Annotated in this window: 21 protein-coding genes; 10 read left to right on the forward strand and 11 right to left on the reverse strand. The window is 40.7% G+C overall.

Annotated elements, in window-relative coordinates; translation table 11 throughout:
• Window positions 1–13: 13 nt before the first annotated feature.
• The 6 genes from traW to traK are packed head-to-tail and all read right to left on the reverse strand — an operon-like array spanning window position 14 to window position 6310.
• Window positions 14–766: a type-F conjugative transfer system protein TraW gene (gene traW, locus CHJ_RS23945; RefSeq protein WP_317919400.1), complete on the reverse strand. Its 753-nt coding sequence runs from the start codon at window positions 764–766 to the stop codon at window positions 14–16.
• Complete coding sequence (gene traC / locus CHJ_RS23950; RefSeq protein ID WP_317919401.1) at window positions 690–3245, reverse strand: type IV secretion system protein TraC; 2556 nt, start codon at window positions 3243–3245, stop codon at window positions 690–692. Before traC ends, traW begins: the two co-directional genes overlap by 77 nt.
• Before the next feature lie 3 nt (window positions 3246–3248).
• Complete coding sequence (traV, locus tag CHJ_RS23955; RefSeq protein WP_317919402.1) at window positions 3249–3641, reverse strand: type IV conjugative transfer system lipoprotein TraV; 393 nt, start codon at window positions 3639–3641, stop codon at window positions 3249–3251.
• 16 nt (window positions 3642–3657) lie between these two features.
• Entirely contained in the window at window positions 3658–4065 is a 408-nt protein-coding gene (locus tag CHJ_RS23960) for a hypothetical protein (protein ID WP_317919403.1), read from the reverse strand.
• Between the two features lie 27 nt (window positions 4066–4092).
• Complete coding sequence (locus CHJ_RS23965) at window positions 4093–5607, reverse strand: TrbI/VirB10 family protein (RefSeq protein WP_317919404.1); 1515 nt, start codon at window positions 5605–5607, stop codon at window positions 4093–4095.
• Window positions 5594–6310, reverse strand: coding sequence for a type-F conjugative transfer system secretin TraK (gene traK, locus CHJ_RS23970; RefSeq protein WP_317919424.1), 717 nt, complete (start codon window positions 6308–6310; stop codon window positions 5594–5596). The genes CHJ_RS23965 and traK overlap by 14 nt, the downstream gene beginning before the upstream one ends.
• 96 nt (window positions 6311–6406) lie before the next feature.
• Between traK and tnpA the strand changes: the two genes are divergently transcribed.
• From tnpA to tnpC, 3 genes are read left to right on the forward strand one after another with little or no spacing between them, the layout of a single operon-like run.
• On the forward strand, window positions 6407–6718 hold the full coding sequence (gene tnpA / locus CHJ_RS23975; protein ID WP_317918906.1) for an IS66 family insertion sequence element accessory protein TnpA: 312 nt from the start codon (window positions 6407–6409) through the stop codon (window positions 6716–6718).
• A complete protein-coding gene (gene tnpB, locus CHJ_RS23980; RefSeq protein WP_317918907.1) occupies window positions 6715–7068 on the forward strand; it encodes an IS66 family insertion sequence element accessory protein TnpB in 354 nt (117 codons plus the stop codon). The genes tnpA and tnpB overlap by 4 nt, the downstream gene beginning before the upstream one ends.
• Before the next feature lie 59 nt (window positions 7069–7127).
• Window positions 7128–8654: an IS66 family transposase gene (gene tnpC, locus CHJ_RS23985; protein WP_317918908.1), complete on the forward strand. Its 1527-nt coding sequence runs from the start codon at window positions 7128–7130 to the stop codon at window positions 8652–8654.
• A gap of 45 nt (window positions 8655–8699) precedes the next feature.
• On the opposite strand, the gene traE is transcribed toward tnpC, so the two are convergent.
• The 5 genes from traE to CHJ_RS24010 form a co-directional block, all read right to left on the reverse strand.
• Window positions 8700–9269: a type IV conjugative transfer system protein TraE gene (gene traE / locus CHJ_RS23990; protein WP_317919405.1), complete on the reverse strand. Its 570-nt coding sequence runs from the start codon at window positions 9267–9269 to the stop codon at window positions 8700–8702.
• Window positions 9270–9281: 12 nt separating this feature from the next.
• Window positions 9282–9584 (reverse strand): type IV conjugative transfer system protein TraL, encoded by a 303-nt coding sequence (gene traL, locus CHJ_RS23995; RefSeq protein WP_317919406.1) that lies wholly within the window; start codon window positions 9582–9584, stop codon window positions 9282–9284.
• Window positions 9585–9869 (reverse strand): type IV conjugative transfer system pilin TraA, encoded by a 285-nt coding sequence (traA, locus tag CHJ_RS24000; RefSeq protein ID WP_317919407.1) that lies wholly within the window; start codon window positions 9867–9869, stop codon window positions 9585–9587.
• 122 nt (window positions 9870–9991) lie between these two features.
• Complete coding sequence (locus tag CHJ_RS24005) at window positions 9992–10483, reverse strand: hypothetical protein (RefSeq protein WP_317919408.1); 492 nt, start codon at window positions 10481–10483, stop codon at window positions 9992–9994.
• A 1021-nt stretch (window positions 10484–11504) separates the two neighbouring features.
• A complete protein-coding gene (locus tag CHJ_RS24010; RefSeq protein ID WP_317919409.1) occupies window positions 11505–11693 on the reverse strand; it encodes a TraY domain-containing protein in 189 nt (62 codons plus the stop codon).
• Between the two features lie 164 nt (window positions 11694–11857).
• On the opposite strand from CHJ_RS24010, the gene CHJ_RS24015 reads away from it, so the two are divergent.
• The 7 genes from CHJ_RS24015 (at window position 11858) to CHJ_RS24045 (ending at window position 17154) form a co-directional block, all read left to right on the forward strand.
• Complete coding sequence (locus CHJ_RS24015) at window positions 11858–12478, forward strand: XRE family transcriptional regulator (protein WP_317919410.1); 621 nt, start codon at window positions 11858–11860, stop codon at window positions 12476–12478.
• A gap of 444 nt (window positions 12479–12922) precedes the next feature.
• Window positions 12923–13222: a hypothetical protein gene (locus CHJ_RS24020; protein ID WP_317919411.1), complete on the forward strand. Its 300-nt coding sequence runs from the start codon at window positions 12923–12925 to the stop codon at window positions 13220–13222.
• A gap of 207 nt (window positions 13223–13429) precedes the next feature.
• The gene (locus tag CHJ_RS24025) at window positions 13430–14302 is read left to right on the forward strand and encodes a hypothetical protein (protein ID WP_317919412.1); all 873 of its coding nucleotides are present in this window, start codon (window positions 13430–13432) and stop codon (window positions 14300–14302) included.
• Between the two features lie 653 nt (window positions 14303–14955).
• A complete protein-coding gene (locus CHJ_RS24030) occupies window positions 14956–15183 on the forward strand; it encodes a hypothetical protein (RefSeq protein WP_317919413.1) in 228 nt (75 codons plus the stop codon).
• Between the two features lie 118 nt (window positions 15184–15301).
• Window positions 15302–15559 (forward strand): type II toxin-antitoxin system Phd/YefM family antitoxin, encoded by a 258-nt coding sequence (locus CHJ_RS24035; protein WP_317919414.1) that lies wholly within the window; start codon window positions 15302–15304, stop codon window positions 15557–15559.
• Window positions 15549–15845, forward strand: a complete 297-nt coding sequence (locus CHJ_RS24040; RefSeq protein ID WP_317919415.1) for a type II toxin-antitoxin system RelE family toxin — start codon at window positions 15549–15551, stop codon at window positions 15843–15845. Before CHJ_RS24035 ends, CHJ_RS24040 begins: the two co-directional genes overlap by 11 nt.
• A gap of 574 nt (window positions 15846–16419) precedes the next feature.
• Window positions 16420–17154, forward strand: a complete 735-nt coding sequence (locus CHJ_RS24045; protein WP_317919416.1) for a tyrosine-type recombinase/integrase — start codon at window positions 16420–16422, stop codon at window positions 17152–17154.
• The last annotated feature ends 307 nt before the right edge of the window (window positions 17155–17461 follow it).

The following is a 17461-nucleotide window of genomic DNA, read 5'->3' on the forward strand; positions in this document are numbered from 1 at the left end:
AAATATCCCTTAGTTAATTAGAAGGTTTTTCATCCTCTGGATAAGAGGACACATCAAACTCGTCAATACGCCAACGAGTCCCTTCTTGATAGGCCAATGAAGGAACATGTTTGATATGTAGTTTATTGGTGATATAGCCATCCTGTGCGAAATAAATCCTCGCTCCGAGCAGTTCAGCGGTATCGTTAAGATTCCCCCCAGTAAGTATGTATTTAATGGGAAGTTCATGAGTAAATGACTTGGCAAACGCTCTTTGCCTTGGGTCACGCGCATCTAAAAAAAGCAGTACTTTTGACAGGCGAAACTTCGGAAATGCTTGACTGCTTTCTTTTGGCCATGTGCTGCTATCGAATGGATTAATTGTTTGTCCATTAGCGGCAATGACCTTTTTTGTGCGAGGGTCAACCACATTGCCAGGGAAGGTCATACTCGGATTGACATAGAAGGTTTGCGGGTTGGTTGTTGTCCCTATCGGGATAGGGGTAGGGTTGTTAACTTTGTTTTGTACTCTGGATTGAAACTCGGTTTGCATATCTGCGAGTTTTCCTGTCTTTTCAAAGTTTTTCAGTCTTTGCTCTATCCAAAGCAGCATATCTACTTCCCCTATTGGGAATGTACTGCCTATGATGCCAAAATCTTTCGAACTAGCCGTGGTAGATAATAAGATAAGAATAAAACACGTTATTTGCCTACATAGCTGCCAAATGGGTTTCAAATTCACGAATCTGGTCTCCATAGAAGTGCATTGAGGTTTGATGTATGGCATTTACTAGGGGAACGCCCTGCTCGACGAGTTTTTGACAAAACTCATATTCATTTGGTTCAGTGGAATACATCGCTCGCTTGACAGGATCTGCAAAAAAACGGTGGTAAGAAACGTGGCCACCGGCTTTTACTCTGACGCTGCTATAACCCGCTGTAGATGATTTTTCAAACCGCTTGATTAAATCTTTTTCAAGTGGGGTGAAAGCATCTGGATTTTGTGCGAGATATTTATTGAAGCCCTCTCCTTGTCGAAGAATGAAGTGAATATCAGAGTTGTTGTAACACGCCTTCGCTTCTTCATTAGCGAAGAAATCATCAATGCCTTGGGTTACAGTGCAGAAAGAACCGCCAAATTTACGAGCGGTACGATAGCCTTGTTCAATAAACTCTTGAGCCTGTTTGTTGCTACCAGATAGCAAACTCCATGCTTCTTCGATAATGCACATCTTCGGTGTGGAGCGACTACCAGATAAGTACATCTGCTGATTGATAGTCACAATCAGTGCAAAAATTACACTGCGCAGTACTCCGGGAGCGAAGCCATCTAATTCCAGCGTGGTGAAATGAACGTCAGGGTCAAGCATTGAAGGTTTGTTAAACAAATCACCATGAATATTACCGGAACAGTATTTTTCAAGTTGGATTGCAATATCTCGAATCCGAGAATCGTTAAACTCCTTAGCTTTCTCGAACAGAGCTAATTGAACATCATCAACTAATGTTTGTGTCTTTTTTCGTCCCCATGCGATAACAATGGCGTCCGCAAGAATATTAGTTTGATAATTGGTTAGTGGCTCATAAGGGGAGGCTATAGTAGCAAACAGCGCTGTAATGTTGTCTAACGCTTCTGCTAAAGGATTTACTTCTTCTCCGTCATTATCAATGAATGAACTGCCATCAGCAATCTTTCCCAGATGAGTAAACGGATTTAGATAGATGTTCTTATGGGTCATGTATGTGCCGCCAAGCATAAGCGTAAGCTTTTTGTAACTTTCTCCTTTATCTAAAATCCAGACTTTACCCATCATCGCATAAACACATCGCGCTATTTCTTGAACAATAAAGCTTTTCCCTGCTCCCGAACCTCCTGTGAGGGCTATGTTTTGGTTGTCACTACCACATGTAAATGCGTCAAAGAAAGAAATTTGCTGGCGCATTGTTGGTAGTAATATGCCTGGTTTCAATCGCTTGAAATCAAGCACCATAGGGAAGAAGTTAACCATGTTGGAGCTTTTAAGTGTGCGGATACGTCCTGCTTTTTTTGCATCATTCCAAAATCCATCGCTCATCATAAAGGGAAGAACGGATAATAATGATTGGGACTGAAGCATATTCAAAGTGATGATATTGAGTCCTGCACCTTCAAAGGAATTTTTAGCTGCTTGAACATGCTGACGTTGTTGTGCTTTATTGGAAAACAGCGTTAACGTTAGAGCCATTGACGCGATAGTAAACTCTTTTGCGTTTAGACCTTCTTGAATCTCCTTGCGCTCTTTAAGTTCGTCCTTTGCAGTGGGGGCGAGCAATACCATTTTAGATTCAACCGTTTTCGTTAAATCCGTGATTTTTTTGTTATTGTCGGCTTCCTGCTTACCTGTCGGCTCACAACGAAAGCTTAGAGTGAGCATGTGAGGGCAAGTAATAGATCGAGAAATATTACGTATGGACGAAAAGCATTCTGGCAACCCATATAGTCGGAAGTCGTGAGGCAATTTAGATAATCCCATACTAACTATGCGGGTGTTTATATTTTCTCCTTTTGGTGAGGTATGCCGCATGGCTAGATGATCCCTGCGCATTAGGCATTCTGTGTCAGGGGAAAGAGCTTGAATATTTAGCGGGTCTAACGGGTTATATTCTTGTGTTAGTGGCCTGTCTAATTTCGGATTAAAATTGACAATATCATTAACGTGAGTCAATAACATTTCTGGTGTCATCGAAATCATGTCGAAGCCTAACTGAGCGAGAGCTGTTTCAACTTCGCTTCGAACATCCCTTAACGCGTCAGGTTTTTTCTCTGTTGTAGAAACAAAGAAATACGCATCATAATCGCGTAGATCAAAGTGGTTGTTTTTCTGATTGTGAAAAAAACCTTGCTTAGCAGAGAAGTGAGCATATTGCGCGTCTCTTTCTGCCATTTCTTCGAGAATGCCACCTCGTTGTGCCATGACCTTTTTATTAGCATCGATATAATGACTTACTCTATTGTGGCCAAATAACTGTAATTGATAGTTCCATTTTTTTCCTTGCGGTAGAGTAGTAACAAGACTATTTAATGAAATAATAAGCTGATCGTTTGCTCCACCAAGAACACTTATCTTTAGACCAAATCCACTAGAAGATTTATTCTTAAATACCCCTTCGGTGAAATCGAATGTTCGATATGGTAATTCACTGTGTATATGGTTTTGGTGTTTTTTGGCATCTTTGAACACTGCACTTAAACCATGTACAGCATTGTTATAAAAAAAAGGTTTCATAGGTTAGTCCTTCTTAATGGCTTGGACTGGTTTACCTGACCATTTACTTTCATCGAGAATGAAGTAAATATCCAGCGTATCGATGTAATGCTCTTTTGAGTGCGATTCAAAAGGGAAAATGGTGATTTTCTTGACGTTATCTTGAGTCCTACTAGGATGGCCAAACCTATCTCTTCGGGGGAGTACTGCGAACGCTGGAGGGGATTCTTGTACTATTGTTTTGGTAGTGTAGCTATTTCCTGTTGTTGTATAAGCATGAATGTTATCTCGAACTTCGTTCATGCTAGTACAGCCTTTAACACCACCAACTTTATCGCAACTAAAATCTTCATCTAGTCCTGCGGCACAACCTGTTAGCAGAGAAAAACCAAATAAGGTTAGTATCAATCTGAACATAATATTACCTTTTTATTTATGTGAAAGGAGGGTAGAGCGATTGGCCATCCGAAAAGCTCAAGCTTTCTGCTTTCGTTTTGTTTAGAAAATATTTAAGTGGATAGGTCAGTTCATCTTTATTAAACCCACAAAAATAATGTTTTGCTGTAGAGTCCATATTAAGAGTTTCAACGAGTTCTTTTGGGTCTTTAACTTGAATGAAATTGGGTTCATAATTTGGAGGGTATAACTTTTCTGTATTTTTAAATTCTATCCATTTCACTCTTTTTTTTGACAGGTCACGCGATAAAGTCTTATCTAGTGGCGTATATGGAAACATGCACACTATTCCTTTATCTATTGCAATGTCAGTTTTTAAAAAATCGAATAGGGATGTGTAGCATGAGGCGCGAAATAATACAGACTCGTCTTGCGGAGTAGGCATAGTCGATTCCTTTTGAGGAGTGGAGTTTTACTGAACGCTCCCGAATTGAGAAGCAGAAATACCTTGTTGTGATAGCTTATCTGCTAGAGGATTTACAACTTGGTTGGTAGCTGCCGTAGGAGCGTTTGTTAAGGCATTGATTAATTGGTTTTGAGGTGTGCCTTGCTGAGCTTGTTGTTCTTGCTCTATCTTGGCTTCGTATTCATCCGCTAATAATGGGTCAAGAGGGAATCCCTCTAAAAATACTATGTTAACAACAGCGCCAGGATTAACTTCTACTATAGGGTGATACAGTTCCGCTAACTTAATGTAGTATTCAGCAAGTTTGCTGCCTACACTGGATGTTGCGTTACCAAGTAGGTTCACTAAGGCATCTCCACCATTAACCGTTTGAGATGGTCCTAATGCCGTAGGTGTTGTTGTTTGAGATAGGGCTGTTCCTGTTTCTCCTAATCCGGTTAAAATTCCAGACACTCCCGCCATTTGAATTATTTTCCCATTTTTCAAAATAGTCGTACCACGAATGCCATTTCTACCAAAGTTGAATGCGGTCGCTTTCACCGGAATATCAAGAATGTCACCGTCTGGTTGAATACAACTCATTCGGTCTGTTCGTGTTATTCCACGACTGGCCGATATCTCTCCGTACACTGAGCCAGTAATAGTACAGTTGTTTAACTTCGATTTTTCGCCATTAGGTAAAATCCCTGAATTAATCGTTTGAAATACTATAGGTGCGGTGTCGCCTTGTCCTGATACTCCTGCGTTAGCATCGGCTCCCCCAGTTACGACAGCAGTAACAAATGTCCCTGTCGGTACATAGTTTTCTACTGTACGTTTGGCTTTTGCTTCTTCAACGGAGGCTTTCCAGTGAAAGGTGCTAGTTTCAAACCCCATAGTATCTGCGGTGGCGCGAGAAGTATTGTTGTATGAAAATTCTCCTTCATTGGGATTATTAGTTGATATTTGACTTGAAGGTTTTGGGGGGTATCGATAATCACCAAATGTTGTCCCGTTGCCGTTAACAGCAGTGGCTTGTACGCCACTTTCCGAGCCCGTTTCATTCAACTGCTCTTTAAGTCTCGCTTTAAGAATGTCAAGCTCTGCCAGTTTGTTTTTCCAGTCAGTTTTCATTTGATCAAGCTCTGTACGCTGGTTACGTTCAATCCCTGATGATATTTGGCTAAGCTCTTGTTTAATTGTGGCACTTAGTCCTTCTAGCCCTCCTTCTAAGCTTTTAACTGACTTATGAATACTATCAATTTCCATCTGTTGTTGGGTTAATGCGCTCTGGTTATCCTTTTCAGTAAAGCCATCCTCCATAACCTCACCGAAATCGACGGATTTACTTTCTGTTGTCGTTACAGTTATTGGTGCAGGTTTTACATACCACCACCCAGCTACACCACCAATAGCAATCCCACATACTACAATGAGTGTTACAAAGGAATTACGTTGGCGGACTTTTTTATTTACATTGGCGCCTTCATCAAAATCGCCTACGGGTTCTTTAAAGCGAGCGAGCCATCTATCTATAATCATTGACTCCTCCTCCTGTTACTAAATAGAGCGTGGTTGAAGCGTCAGGAACTAAATGGAAGTCATCAAGTGATGCGCTTCTCGCTGAGTAGCTATAAAACTGGGAGTTGGTTAGCTCTATAGCTTCACTGCTATTATTCGTTACCTTGTAAATTACGCCTGAATAATCTTTGCCGGAAAACACAACTTGTGGTGTTATCTGCAATGCGGAATTATTTGGGGGTAAAGTGGAAGGGTCTACATGATGTATAGAAAACCCAGCGACAGGGCTTTGATACTCTTTCCACTTCATCATTGTCTTGGTGAACTCTGTTAATGCGCTTGGGTAATCAAACTCTCGTTCGAAGACGCTTTTTTGTTCGAGGTGGGCGAGGGAATAAGTGAATTGAGTAACAAATCCTGGTGTAGCTTTAGGGGTAATAAAAAGGGCGAATAAACGCCCTTTTTCTGTGGATAGCTGGGCTGTAAACGGAGCTGCTATATTGATATTCAGCTTGATAGAGCCAGTTTTATCCTGCTGGTTTGCACTTGAAGCGCAAAACCCTGTTGGGCAGGATATTTCCATTATGCGGTCGTTTTTCACTCGTAGGCGATTAACATCCAAACTCGACAATGTGATTGGAATTGTATCGCCATCATTGAAGGTATAATTAACCTGACTGACATTTTCCGCATTACCCATGCTGGAAAAAGCTAAAGCAGCCAGAAAAAGTAGTCTTTTTGTAAGCGCGTCATAAACCCCGCATTCTAATCGCTCATCACGAATAATAAGATCAAGCCTCCAACTATGAGGAGATTTGAAATGGGAAAGCGACGCACTAACCAAGAATGGCAAACGCTTATCGAGCAATCTGAATCAAGTTCGTTGTCAATACTAGCCTTTTGCAAGCTCAAGGAGATCAACCCTTCGACGTTTTATGCCAAGCGACAGCAACTCAACAAAATTGAGGTTTCTCAACACTTCGTTAAAGCTGAAATCATCGAGAAGACAACCAAGTATCAATCTCAAATAGCAACGGCTAATATGACACTGCTCGTCAATGATGTTGAGCTGCGTATTCCACAAGGTACGCCAGCGGCCTATCTCGCAGAGCTCATCGGGGCGCTATCATGAAACGCATGCTCAGCGCCCCAGAGATTTATCTCTATCGTGAAAGTGTCGATTTTAGAAAGTCCATCAATGGCCTTGCGGCAATTATCGAAAGTAACACCGACTTGCCCTTGGGAAGCGGCGCACTGTTCCTGTTCACCAATAAACAGCGCGATAAAATCAAAGTGTTGTACTGGGATAAAACAGGCTTTGCGCTTTGGTACAAGCGCCTCGAAAAAGCCAAGTATAAGTGGCCTACAAAAGAGAAAAATGAGGTGTTTATCCTGAGTCAATTTGAGCTTGATAGACTGCTTTCTGGCTTCACGATTATCGGCCACAAACCCGTTCGAATAAACGATTTTACAATGACTTAAACGATAATAAAGCCTTATCCACCAAGCGTTAACGGCATGATTTTAGTATAATAAATGCCATGAAAAAGACGCCAAATATCAACCCAGAAAGTCAAGATGTTGCCGAGCTACAAGCGATGGTGAAAGCGCTGATGGCGTCAGAAAGCCGATTGAAACAAGAGCGACAATCGCTACTTGAACAGCTCAAGCTTGCCTTCGACCGCCAGTTCGCCAAACGCTCGGAGGCGTTAAAACCTTACGATGAATCTCAAGGTGACTTCTTCAACGAAGTGGAATGTGAAGCCGCTAAGGAAGAAGAGGTTGAGGTGACGACCACCACAACGAAGAAACGCGGTAAGCGTAAGCCTCTTCCAAAGACCTTGCCTTGTGAGGTTATCGAACTCGATTTAGACGACCATGAAAAACAGTGCGCTTGCTGCAAGCATAGTCTGCATAAAATCGGTGAAGACCGCAGTGAAAAGCTAGAGTTCACACCCGCCGTACTCAAAGTGCTGGAATATGTTCGTCCTAAGTATGCTTGTCGTCAGTGCGAGCAAACTGAAGACAACAGCCGCATCGTTCAAAAGCCAGCGCCGCAAAGCATTATCCCTAAAAGCTTCGCGACAGAAAGCTTGCTGGCCAATATCATCCTTGGCAAATACCAATACGCGATGCCACTGTATCGCCAAGAGTCGCTGTTTACCCAGTCGGGTATCGAACTGTCACGCACCACTATGGCAAGGTGGGTTATCCAAGTGAGTGAGAAGTTCAAACCACTCTATGCCGCCCTAAAAGAGCACTTACTTCAACAAGTGGTGGTTCAGGCGGATGAAACGCCGCTCAATGTCCTCAAAGAAGATAAGCAGTGTTACATGTGGCTCTACTGCTCGGGTGCTGACTCGCCAGAAGCGGCGTTGCCGAATGTGAAAAACATCGCCTTGTACGACTACCAAAACAGCCGCGCGAGGGCGTGCCCGCTGACCTTCTTAGATGACTATAATGGTTATCTGCAAACGGATGGTTATGCGGCTTATGATGGTCTTCATCAAGTGACGAATGTAGGCTGTCTCGCTCATGCCCGGCGCAAGTTCATGGACGCTAAAAAGCTGCAAGGTAAAGGGAAATCAGGTAAAGCTGACAAGGCACTGGCTAAAATCCAAAAACTCTACGGAATAGAATCACGTTTAAAAGGAGCCTCGGCCGAGAAACGAAAAGCAGAGCGTCAAACGTATGCCAAGCCGATACTGGATGAGCTTTACGAATGGATGACTCACCAACAAGTCATAGAGTCTAGCCCACTGGGTAAAGCGATAAAATACACGCTCGGCCAATGGCCGAAGCTCATCCGCTATATCGATGACGGTCACTTATCGATAGACAATAACCGTGCTGAACGCGCAATAAAACCGTTGGTCATTGGCAGGAAGAACTGGTTGTTCTCGAACACACCAAATGGTGCTAACGCGAGCGCGATGCTTTACAGTATCGTCGAGACAGCGAAAGCGAATGGACTTATCCTCTATGACTACATGGTCAAGTGCATGAAAGAGCTGGCGAAAGCAGAGCCAGATATCGATGCGCTCCTGCCTTGGAACTTCAAACACTAACAATATCGCCCCGTGGGTTCATGGGGCGTTTACGTCTTTTTTTCATTATTTAGTTTCCGTAGATTTGATGCGTTGGATTGAAGGGACTGAAATTTCACCGTGTTGATATCTTAGTGATACTAGATATGTCGCTGTTTCAGGTGCTAAAGGACGACTGCCCACATGTTTTTGTAAAACTCCGGTTAATCGTACCTCTAAATCTTCCAGAGCAATTTCAACCTTATCTACATCAAATCGGCTTGAAATGTTTTGAGATTTGACATGCTCTGCTTCTCGAAGAAGTTTAGGTTGGACTGTTGGCCAATCTTCAGCGGTTACATAGTCTAATAAAATAGAATATTTTCTATGAACACTCGCTGGAGTAACATCAAGTCTCAAATGCATGAAGTATTCTGACATCTGCTGTAGATAAGATTCATCTATGTTTGTGTCAGAAATGGTAAAGGCTTTTGAGATTTGAGGGGGAACAACTGTGCGGCTTTTGCTATTTACTGCATGATACATGCCCCAACCTAGTGCAATATTAGTTAGGAGCATGGCTATGAAACCAATTAAGAGTAAAGCGTTCAATAAGCTTTTAAGTTGTAGTCGTTCAACTGTAAGAAAGGAATCCAAAGTGTTTTCTCCTTAGAATATCCAGTAGCGCTTCTCGGATGAGGGCGTTCTTGTAAAGTAAGTCCGGCTCAGTAAGCCTTCAGTCCACCAATAAAACGTAAGAGCAATAATATTTTCGCCATACGTCACTTTGAGATACCGAAGGCTCCCGAACCATGCAAACCCCAATATCAATCCTGGTATGGATTGACTTTGCCAAAAACAAAAAAGGAATAAGATTGCGGCTGGAAGAACTTCGTCCCGTGGAAAACCCGCGATGCGTTTGCCCTTATTCATGTGTCTGGGGATGCTAAAAAATAGTTCGGGATTCTCCATTTATGCCAGCCCAACCATAGGTGCGCCTACTTTCCATAGTATATTCCCTGCTGCGAACCCGCCAACGGCTCCAAACCAATTTCGAGTCATAAAGCCTGTGACAGCCGCCCCTGCCAAACCTGTTCCTAGCATTGCGGTTTCAATTGTGGAGCCTGTTCCAGCGGTGTCTTTTATTATTGCTTTACCTGCCCCAAAAATATCTGCGGCTAAAGCGGGTTGGGTAACGAAAATAGTAGCAAGAGCTGCAAGAGTGAATGCTTTTCCGAGTTGATTTTGTTTGTTCATTATGATGTTTCCCTAAATTAAGGTTGATATGAATTAACGGCAACGTATAAACGCTGCTGCTTAAGAAATGGGTATGGGGTATTGATTTAAATAAGAGGGGGGTGTAGCAATATTATGAAAGGTTAGTGTGTTTCACTTCTTTCTTTTGAACCATGGCTATTAGTTAGGTGGTGTTCGATAGTTTTTTCTATTAACGTGTCTTTCGCATGATCATCTAGATAACCGAGATGTCTTAATGGGTCAAAATCTCTGGAGATGAATTCGCTTGCTAACAAAGCTTTATCTACCTTGCTTCGTTTTCTGCTGCAACATAAGTGTCGATTCTTGCCTGATGGTCTTTTGCTTCTTACGCGACAAGCTCTCGTATCTAAATTTAAAAGCCAATCTTGCGAATCCTGTTTTTGGATTAATTCAGGATTTGAGTAAGCGCCTGTAATTTGCGGTTTCAACTGTTTCGCTATTTCTTTTAGTTCGCTGAGAGATTTTACTTTTAACAAATGTTTAATTTGTTTCGGAGTTACGCCGCAGCGTTTTAATCTATTGCGATAGATACTTATTAATAGTCGATCCTCATGAGAGGATGACAGCTGATGACTTGTGTTTTTTTCCAGCATTTTATGTTCCTTACCAACGATATATGTTCTATCACTTTCATCTGGTCGAACATCCAGAACCCCTGCCACGCTTGCTGTGCGTGGGGCGTGGTTAACGAATTATTTTGGGCATTCGTTTTAATAGATCTAGTAGTTCACGCTTTACGTTTATCAACGTTAAGGAGAAGGGATCTATAGCCATGGCCAAATTATTAAGGTGCATTTACTCTAAGCTGAGCCGCAAGAAAGCAAAGCTCACCATAAGGATGATGAGCTTTGGAATATGAAGTCTTGCGTTAGGATAATGAACAGAATGTGATTAATTGACTTTAGTGAGTTGAGACGGACTCGATTAAAGCGCCTTAAAGTAGTTATTCTGTCCGAATGAAAATTCAAGGAAAATTACTGTGAATTCAGTTCGTTGGCGAGTTCTTTATATGCGGAATGGTATCATTTTGTGGAATCAAGATAGATCTTACCTGCAATAATGCCTAATAGGTAAGCATGATAGGGTGATACCTGAAGAAATTTTAAAGAGCCAACCTAGACGTTTTTTACGACCCATTTATTGGGTTTATTTTTTTTAATAGCCCATTTATCGGACTTATTTTACGCGAATGTAATAAAAGCGCGGCCAACGCGCAATAGTGCAATTGATTGCGCTGGTAATGTGATTTGCATTCAAAAAAGACAATGTGGAAATTATATATTTCAACTTTTCAAGTGTTTATGAGATTTTTCTTATTTTTGAGACATTGTTTCAATAAGTTGTATTATTTTCATTTTTGTGACTTATGTCTTGTTTTAATTGGCCCTATCACTTTCATTGGTCGGGCGAATCCAATACCCCTGCCTCGCTTGCTGTGCGTGGGGCGTGGTTAACGAATTATTTTGGGCATTCGTTTTAATAGACCTAATAGTTCACACTTTACGTTTATCAACGTTAAGGAGAAGTGGTCTATAGCCATGGCCAAATTATTAAAGAACTATCAAGTCCTATTTAACTTCTAAAGTAGGACTTTTTAAGGCGTAAAAATTGAGCTTAAACGCTCATTTTTACCTTTTGTATCCATTTTTCACGTTCTGTATCTGGCATCAGATACCAAGCGTTTAGCGCAAACCTGGCTTCTTGTTTTTTCGAGCGGCCATGCTTTTTGCTATCAGTTATTAACTGTTTATTTACTACCGGATCTAACTCAAAGTTGATGCTTACGGTTTCTTTCTTTGTCACGCATGCCCCTTGGTCTTTCGGTATAACGTATGTTCTTTTGAACAGTGTTATTAATATACAATATGGCTTAGTTTCAATCAATACATTTGTATTGATAAGAAATAAGAAAGTATTGCTCTCTTTTGAGAGGATGTTAACAACACACATACTTTTTATAATATGAAATGCCTACCTATACAGTTGGTCAGAAAATTCAGGTTCTTAGAAAACAACGCTCACTATCTCAAGCTGATTTAGCACGAGAAATTGGTGTTGCTCCCGTTACCGTTTCTAAATGGGAGATCGATACATCTAAACCGAAGGGAAAAAGTCTTCTCATGCTATCTGAGTTGTTCAATGTATCAATAGATGTTCTGATACATGATGCAATGCCTATTCAGCAGACAAGAGAGCAAGCTACTGTTCCTTTCTATTCTAGAGTGGAACAATTTGCTGAAGGAAGGCGTGTTCGTGAAGGTGAACTTTACGAATCGTTTTCAATAGACAAGTCATATATAACAAATCCAGATGCTACTATAGCGGTTCGAATTCATGGAGATTCAATGAATCCAGTATTCCATGATGGAACTATCGTGTTTATAAATACGGATGTAAAAATTGTTAGTGATGGAAGGGTGTATTTAGTTGATCATGATGAGCTATTTAGGATTAAGGTACTAGAGAGTATTCCCAATGGGTTGCGATTAAAGAGTTATAACCCCAACTATCCTCCAGAAGAAATATTTTATAGTAAAAACTCTATTAAAGTTGTAGGGCAGGTTGTTGCTCAAATACAAAAGTATTGATTGATTATCTTTTGTATAGTAGTGTTTTTTGTGCTTTAAAAAAATAAGTCATAGTGTATAATTGAACGTAAGTTTTGATACTAAAGTGCATTACATAGCACGCTACTACATAGTTTTCTATGTAGTGTATTTTTCAAAACTAGAGTGTGTCGGACTCTCAATCTGACTACATAGCATTCGCAAGAAAGCCGCTTATTCATCGTGAGCGGCTTTTTTGTATCTTAAAATCAACATCTTGATCTTTTAGTGATCTTTCTGTACATTGAGAGACACATGTTTGGCTTGAGACCCCAGACAACTTTTAATTCGATGAGAAAATGAAAATGATCACACGTCCAATCGGTTCAGCAAGAGCCAGTTTATATAAATGCATATTCTTCCATAGACTTTTCCAAAAGAACTATTGTGTTCGTCTGGTGTCTTCAAATTGGAAAAGTATGCACCATGATCTTACCTAATTCTAACAACACTCTTAATATCCTAATCCAAATGGTTCCTTTTGCTGGTCAGCTAGAGGAAAAAGAGAGTGCTTCCCTTCAAAAAATATTTAGTATGGTCATTGATTTTATTGGAACTGATGATGACAGAAAGGTTTTGAAAGAAAAAAGCCAAGCCTCTTTAAAGGAGTCTTGGCTTTCTTTTTTTTCAGTGTATTGGCGTACACCAAAAGAAAAATGTCAGGTAATGAATGTTTACCGTTGGAGCGGTATACAAAACAAAAAAAGAAAGGAGGTCGTTATGTAACGATTTAACTTGAGTCCTTTATACCTAAAGATTGCCTAGCAGTCCTTAGTATTTAGAGCAAGCACTTTCTCTTTACCTTGGTATTGTAGTAAGTGTGAAGGGCTTTTACAAGTTAAATTCGTGCTTACGAATATACGATGCAGATCCTTTTAATCATAGTTTTGTTCATATCGTTACCTTCTAACCTGTTTATAAAGGGGAGAGGGTATGAGTGATTTTTGTTCATCTTCTTCAGCTAAAAATGTAAACAGTGAAGGTAAAACCACTTCTCGAATTATCCCTTGTCGTAAAGGGAAAAAGTACGTACCAGACAAGATTTTAACCAAGTCACAAATTGATGATCGTTTAGCTCATTTCAATAAAAAAGTGAAACGAGAGAAAAAGCGTGGCTATGGACAGTATGCCAATCTGAAAATGTTTCAAGCGTGGCATTTGATCTACTTACGATCATTAAACAATTTCATTGAGAATCCTTATTACAACAAAAAGTGCTTTAATGACTTGCTTCATTGTAAATCTGAGATAAAAGGGTTGCAGAAAAAACAGCGTATTACGTTATGCAAAGTCTCAGCTGTTTTAATGTTATTTACCGAAGCCCAGCATGGTTTTATAGGCATGTGTGAAGAAAAAGAGATGGTTGGAGTATCACACGAACGATTAAGAGATACTTACTATCCATTGGTTTTTGGTGAAACAATCACGCCTGGACGTTGGGATAGGGCTATAAAGCACTTAAAACTAGCTGAGTGTTTTATATTAGATGAAGTTAGACTTAGTGATGAAGATATAGATCTGGATGAAACCACAGGAACGCTAACAAAAACACTTAAAGTTAGGTCCGTTGCTGCATGTAAAGCCTTCCAAGATAAATTCTTTAGGATGATAGCGTCAACACTGAGCAAGAAAGCAGGCAGTGAAGCGGCATTGTCACAAAACCGATCAATTATAAAGCGAGTCGAGAACAATCTATCTAACGTATGGATGGTCTTTAGACGAGGATTAGTAACCCGTAGGCCAGCCATAGGGAAATCCTATCCAGCCCCATTACCACAAAATTATCACGATAGTATGTTGCATTAGATATGCGTAAAGAGGCTTACACTGCTTATTAGCGGTGGTTTTTGCATACGTAAAATAAATCACAAATACAATAAATTGATTTAAGTCAACTTTCTGTAGGCAGGGTTTAAGAAAAACACACAATAAGGTCACCAATTTGTACTTATAACTGTCATTGGGTTCCATATCTAAGTCAGTAATTTTCAGAATGGATCAATAAAATGAATTTATCGTATGGATTGTCTTTTTTAGTACTTATTACATAAGTAGAGATCTAGTTATAAGTATATAAAACAAATAATAAATTATTTGTTCTTATGAATTACATGAATGCCACAATCGATAAAGCCGATTGTGAATCACAGTGCTATCGGTGCTTATTTGCTAAAGCAAATTGCCGATAGGCAAAGTTCCTAATTTGAAAAACGTTTAGAGTGTCGCTTCGCTCCGGCCTAGCAAGAGAGGGGAGAGGGTATGCTTGAATCTAGCGCTAAATCGCACTGTAATCACTTCTAATGGGGTTAGTCGATTTTTGTGGATACGTAATGGTAATGTCCTCTTTCATCGAGCACAGAACTATACAGAAAATACAAAAAGAGTCGCACTGGCATTCAACGAGCATTTTTGCGCAGCAAAAAAACTCATTGAATAAAACCGTATTTAACCGCAAAATTATGACAACTATTATAAATAATGAGAAAGCCAGTACTCATATGAACCATCAAACCAAAGAGTTACGTGATAAACCGTTGAGGTTGTATGGTTATCCATGTTTGAACATAAAACTTAGTCGAAAAGATGCTCTTAACTTTTTAGATGCGTTAGACGAACCACGCCCAATGAATCAGTATTTCCAACAAGCGGCTTGTCGCTATAAGAAAACCATTACTTATAAAGCCTAGTCCTTTCTAATTAACTGGTTAAGGCAGGATCACTTCTAAAGTACTTTACAGTTTTTCCTTAGAAATCTACAATCAGACTAGTAAATATCTTTTAAAAAACTTTATTAAGGTTGGTATTATGAGCATGACAAATACGATTCTCACTGATATTAGTGCTGGTATTACTCAATTAAAAGCAGATCCAATGGGTGTAATAGAAGAAGCTAATGGTGCACCAGTGGCAATTCTTAATAGAAACAAGCCTGCTTTCTACGCTATACCATGTGATCTCTTTGAAAGCATGGTTGAAGAGTTGGAGAACAACCAGCTTATGATAATGGCAGAAGATGCTATCAACCGTGATGACTTCATAGAGGTTGATATCAATGACTTATAAGCTCAAGTTTGACAGAAAAGCGAAAAAAGCTTTTGACAAACTACATGAGCCAGTCAAATCCCAATTCAAAGCAAAGTTGAGGGAGCTACTAAGTCATCCTCATATAGAAGGCTCAGCATTAAGAGGAAAGCTATCAGGTTGTTATAAAATAAAGCTAAGAACCTCTGGATATAGACTTATATACAAGGTTGAAGAGGGCGAGTTGATTGTCCTGGTTCTTGCCATTGGAAAGCGTGAAAGAAATGACGCTTATTTAAAGGCTGAAAAATCAATAGAAAGAAACTAACGCCTTCTCAGAGACGCGTTTTTTATCTCAAATACAAATGTTTAACCCTCTTAACCTTGTTTTCTGTTCCATTGGTACTTAAACCCCACATAGGTTGATATGTGTCACATTAAGAGAGGTGTTGATATTTTATATTCCACCCATAGAGTGCAACAGACATACATTCGTATGACACTCCACAACCTAGAAGTAGGTCGCGGCCTTGTCCGGTAATGGTGCTCTGGATACCTGCTTTTATAAGGCGAAGCCCCGTTAATGTATACGGGGCTTTGTTATTTTGGGCGCTTATTCTTTAGAAGGTTCAGTGTTATTACAAATGTTGATCTGTTTTTCCCCGTAGACTCGCAGATGCGCATTAGGGGTTCAAATCACTACATCTAGTAGCCGAATCAGCGGAATTAGGCACTAGATATAGGGAAAGCGGGAAAACCGCCAACAGAAAATTATCCTGCTCTGTTGGTATTTCTGGAAATAAACGGAAAAAGAAAGGTCTATAAATGTGAAAAAGATCTTTAGTGAGGCAAGTCCTAAATCGGTACACTAAAGAGCATTGTTATTTCAAGGAGCCGCCTCGATGCATCCCCTTTCAATCTTGCACAGTCACTCTCCTTTGGTTCCCGATGTCGATTTTCATTATCAAATGGCCTACCGTGAACAAGTGCTTAGCCGATATCAGGATATGGATTGGCCGAAATATTTTTTAGCACCGCAGCTTCGCGCCCTGGCGAACTTGCCAACCATTAACGAACATCAACGCATGTTGCTGCTCTTGCTGTGGAACACTGGTGCGCGGATCAACGAACTGTTGGCCGTGTGTCCAAACGATTTGACGGAGATAGTTCACCCGCAAGGGGGCGCAAGACAGACGTTAATACGATTAAAAACCCTCAAGCACCAACGAACAGCCACATCGGGGCGACCCGCGAAAAACTTGGTGCGTACCGTTCCGCTGTTTGATCCCGATTTCACTAATACCTTAAAGCGTTACCTTGTCACTCATTGCAGTAATAAAAAATTGCCAATTTTTGGCAGTGTTCGAGACAAATCCAAACCCATGAGCGCGGAAACCGCTCGTCAGTGGTTTAAAAAAATAGACGCGGCCAACGCCGCCAGTGAGTCGCCCGTAAAGTTGTTGATTGAACTCACCCCCCGCAGTTTACGTCACTCGTTCGCGGTGCATTGTTTGCTTCATGGTATTCACATTAAACGCATTCAGTTGTATTTGGGGCATTCGAGAATGGAAAGCACTGAGATTTATACCAAGCTGCTGACGATTGATTTTGATATGAATACGGTCATTCGGTTTTAATCGTAGAGGGGCGCACCAGATATTTGTTTAATACCCACTCTTCATTGCCGTAGGCGATGAGTGGATAGCGTTTGGCTATGTACACCTCCTGGCGGCAATGGCTGCATCGATGCGGGTATTGCAAATTGGGTTTACTGAGAACGGGGCGAGCGGTATCAAATCGAAACATCCCTTTGTTGCAGTGGTCGCACATCATTTCGATTAACTGGGCGTGAATGGAGCGGGGCTTAAGCATAGTGAGCCTGTGTCTTTATTGGGGCATGTTGACTTTACCATTAAACGCAATATTCACTCAATCGCCCTCTAC

It is taken from the genome of Vibrio sp. MACH09, from assembly GCF_033238805.1.
Taxonomy (GTDB): Bacteria; Pseudomonadota; Gammaproteobacteria; order Enterobacterales; family Vibrionaceae; genus Vibrio.

Bases quoted from the DNA above. Each gene is read 5' to 3' on its own strand.
- traW (WP_317919400.1), bottom strand. From the start codon at position 766: ATGCCATACATCAAACCTCAATGCACTTCTATGGAGACCAGATTCGTG.
- traC (WP_317919401.1), bottom strand. From the start codon at position 3,245: ATGAAACCTTTTTTTTATAACAATGCTGTACATGGTTTAAGTGCAGTG.
- traV (WP_317919402.1), bottom strand. From the start codon at position 3,641: ATGTTCAGATTGATACTAACCTTATTTGGTTTTTCTCTGCTAACAGGT.
- CHJ_RS23960 (WP_317919403.1), bottom strand. From the start codon at position 4,065: ATGCCTACTCCGCAAGACGAGTCTGTATTATTTCGCGCCTCATGCTAC.
- CHJ_RS23965 (WP_317919404.1), bottom strand. From the start codon at position 5,607: ATGATTATAGATAGATGGCTCGCTCGCTTTAAAGAACCCGTAGGCGAT.
- tnpA (WP_317918906.1), top strand. From the start codon at position 6,407: ATGGGAAAGCGACGCACTAACCAAGAATGGCAAACGCTTATCGAGCAA.
- tnpB (WP_317918907.1), top strand. From the start codon at position 6,715: ATGAAACGCATGCTCAGCGCCCCAGAGATTTATCTCTATCGTGAAAGT.
- tnpC (WP_317918908.1), top strand. From the start codon at position 7,128: ATGAAAAAGACGCCAAATATCAACCCAGAAAGTCAAGATGTTGCCGAG.
- traL (WP_317919406.1), bottom strand. From the start codon at position 9,584: ATGGAGAATCCCGAACTATTTTTTAGCATCCCCAGACACATGAATAAG.
- traA (WP_317919407.1), bottom strand. From the start codon at position 9,869: ATGAACAAACAAAATCAACTCGGAAAAGCATTCACTCTTGCAGCTCTT.
- CHJ_RS24005 (WP_317919408.1), bottom strand. From the start codon at position 10,483: ATGCTGGAAAAAAACACAAGTCATCAGCTGTCATCCTCTCATGAGGAT.
- CHJ_RS24015 (WP_317919410.1), top strand. From the start codon at position 11,858: ATGCCTACCTATACAGTTGGTCAGAAAATTCAGGTTCTTAGAAAACAA.
- CHJ_RS24020 (WP_317919411.1), top strand. From the start codon at position 12,923: ATGATCTTACCTAATTCTAACAACACTCTTAATATCCTAATCCAAATG.
- CHJ_RS24025 (WP_317919412.1), top strand. From the start codon at position 13,430: ATGAGTGATTTTTGTTCATCTTCTTCAGCTAAAAATGTAAACAGTGAA.
- CHJ_RS24030 (WP_317919413.1), top strand. From the start codon at position 14,956: ATGACAACTATTATAAATAATGAGAAAGCCAGTACTCATATGAACCAT.
- CHJ_RS24035 (WP_317919414.1), top strand. From the start codon at position 15,302: ATGAGCATGACAAATACGATTCTCACTGATATTAGTGCTGGTATTACT.
- CHJ_RS24040 (WP_317919415.1), top strand. From the start codon at position 15,549: ATGACTTATAAGCTCAAGTTTGACAGAAAAGCGAAAAAAGCTTTTGAC.
- CHJ_RS24045 (WP_317919416.1), top strand. From the start codon at position 16,420: ATGCATCCCCTTTCAATCTTGCACAGTCACTCTCCTTTGGTTCCCGAT.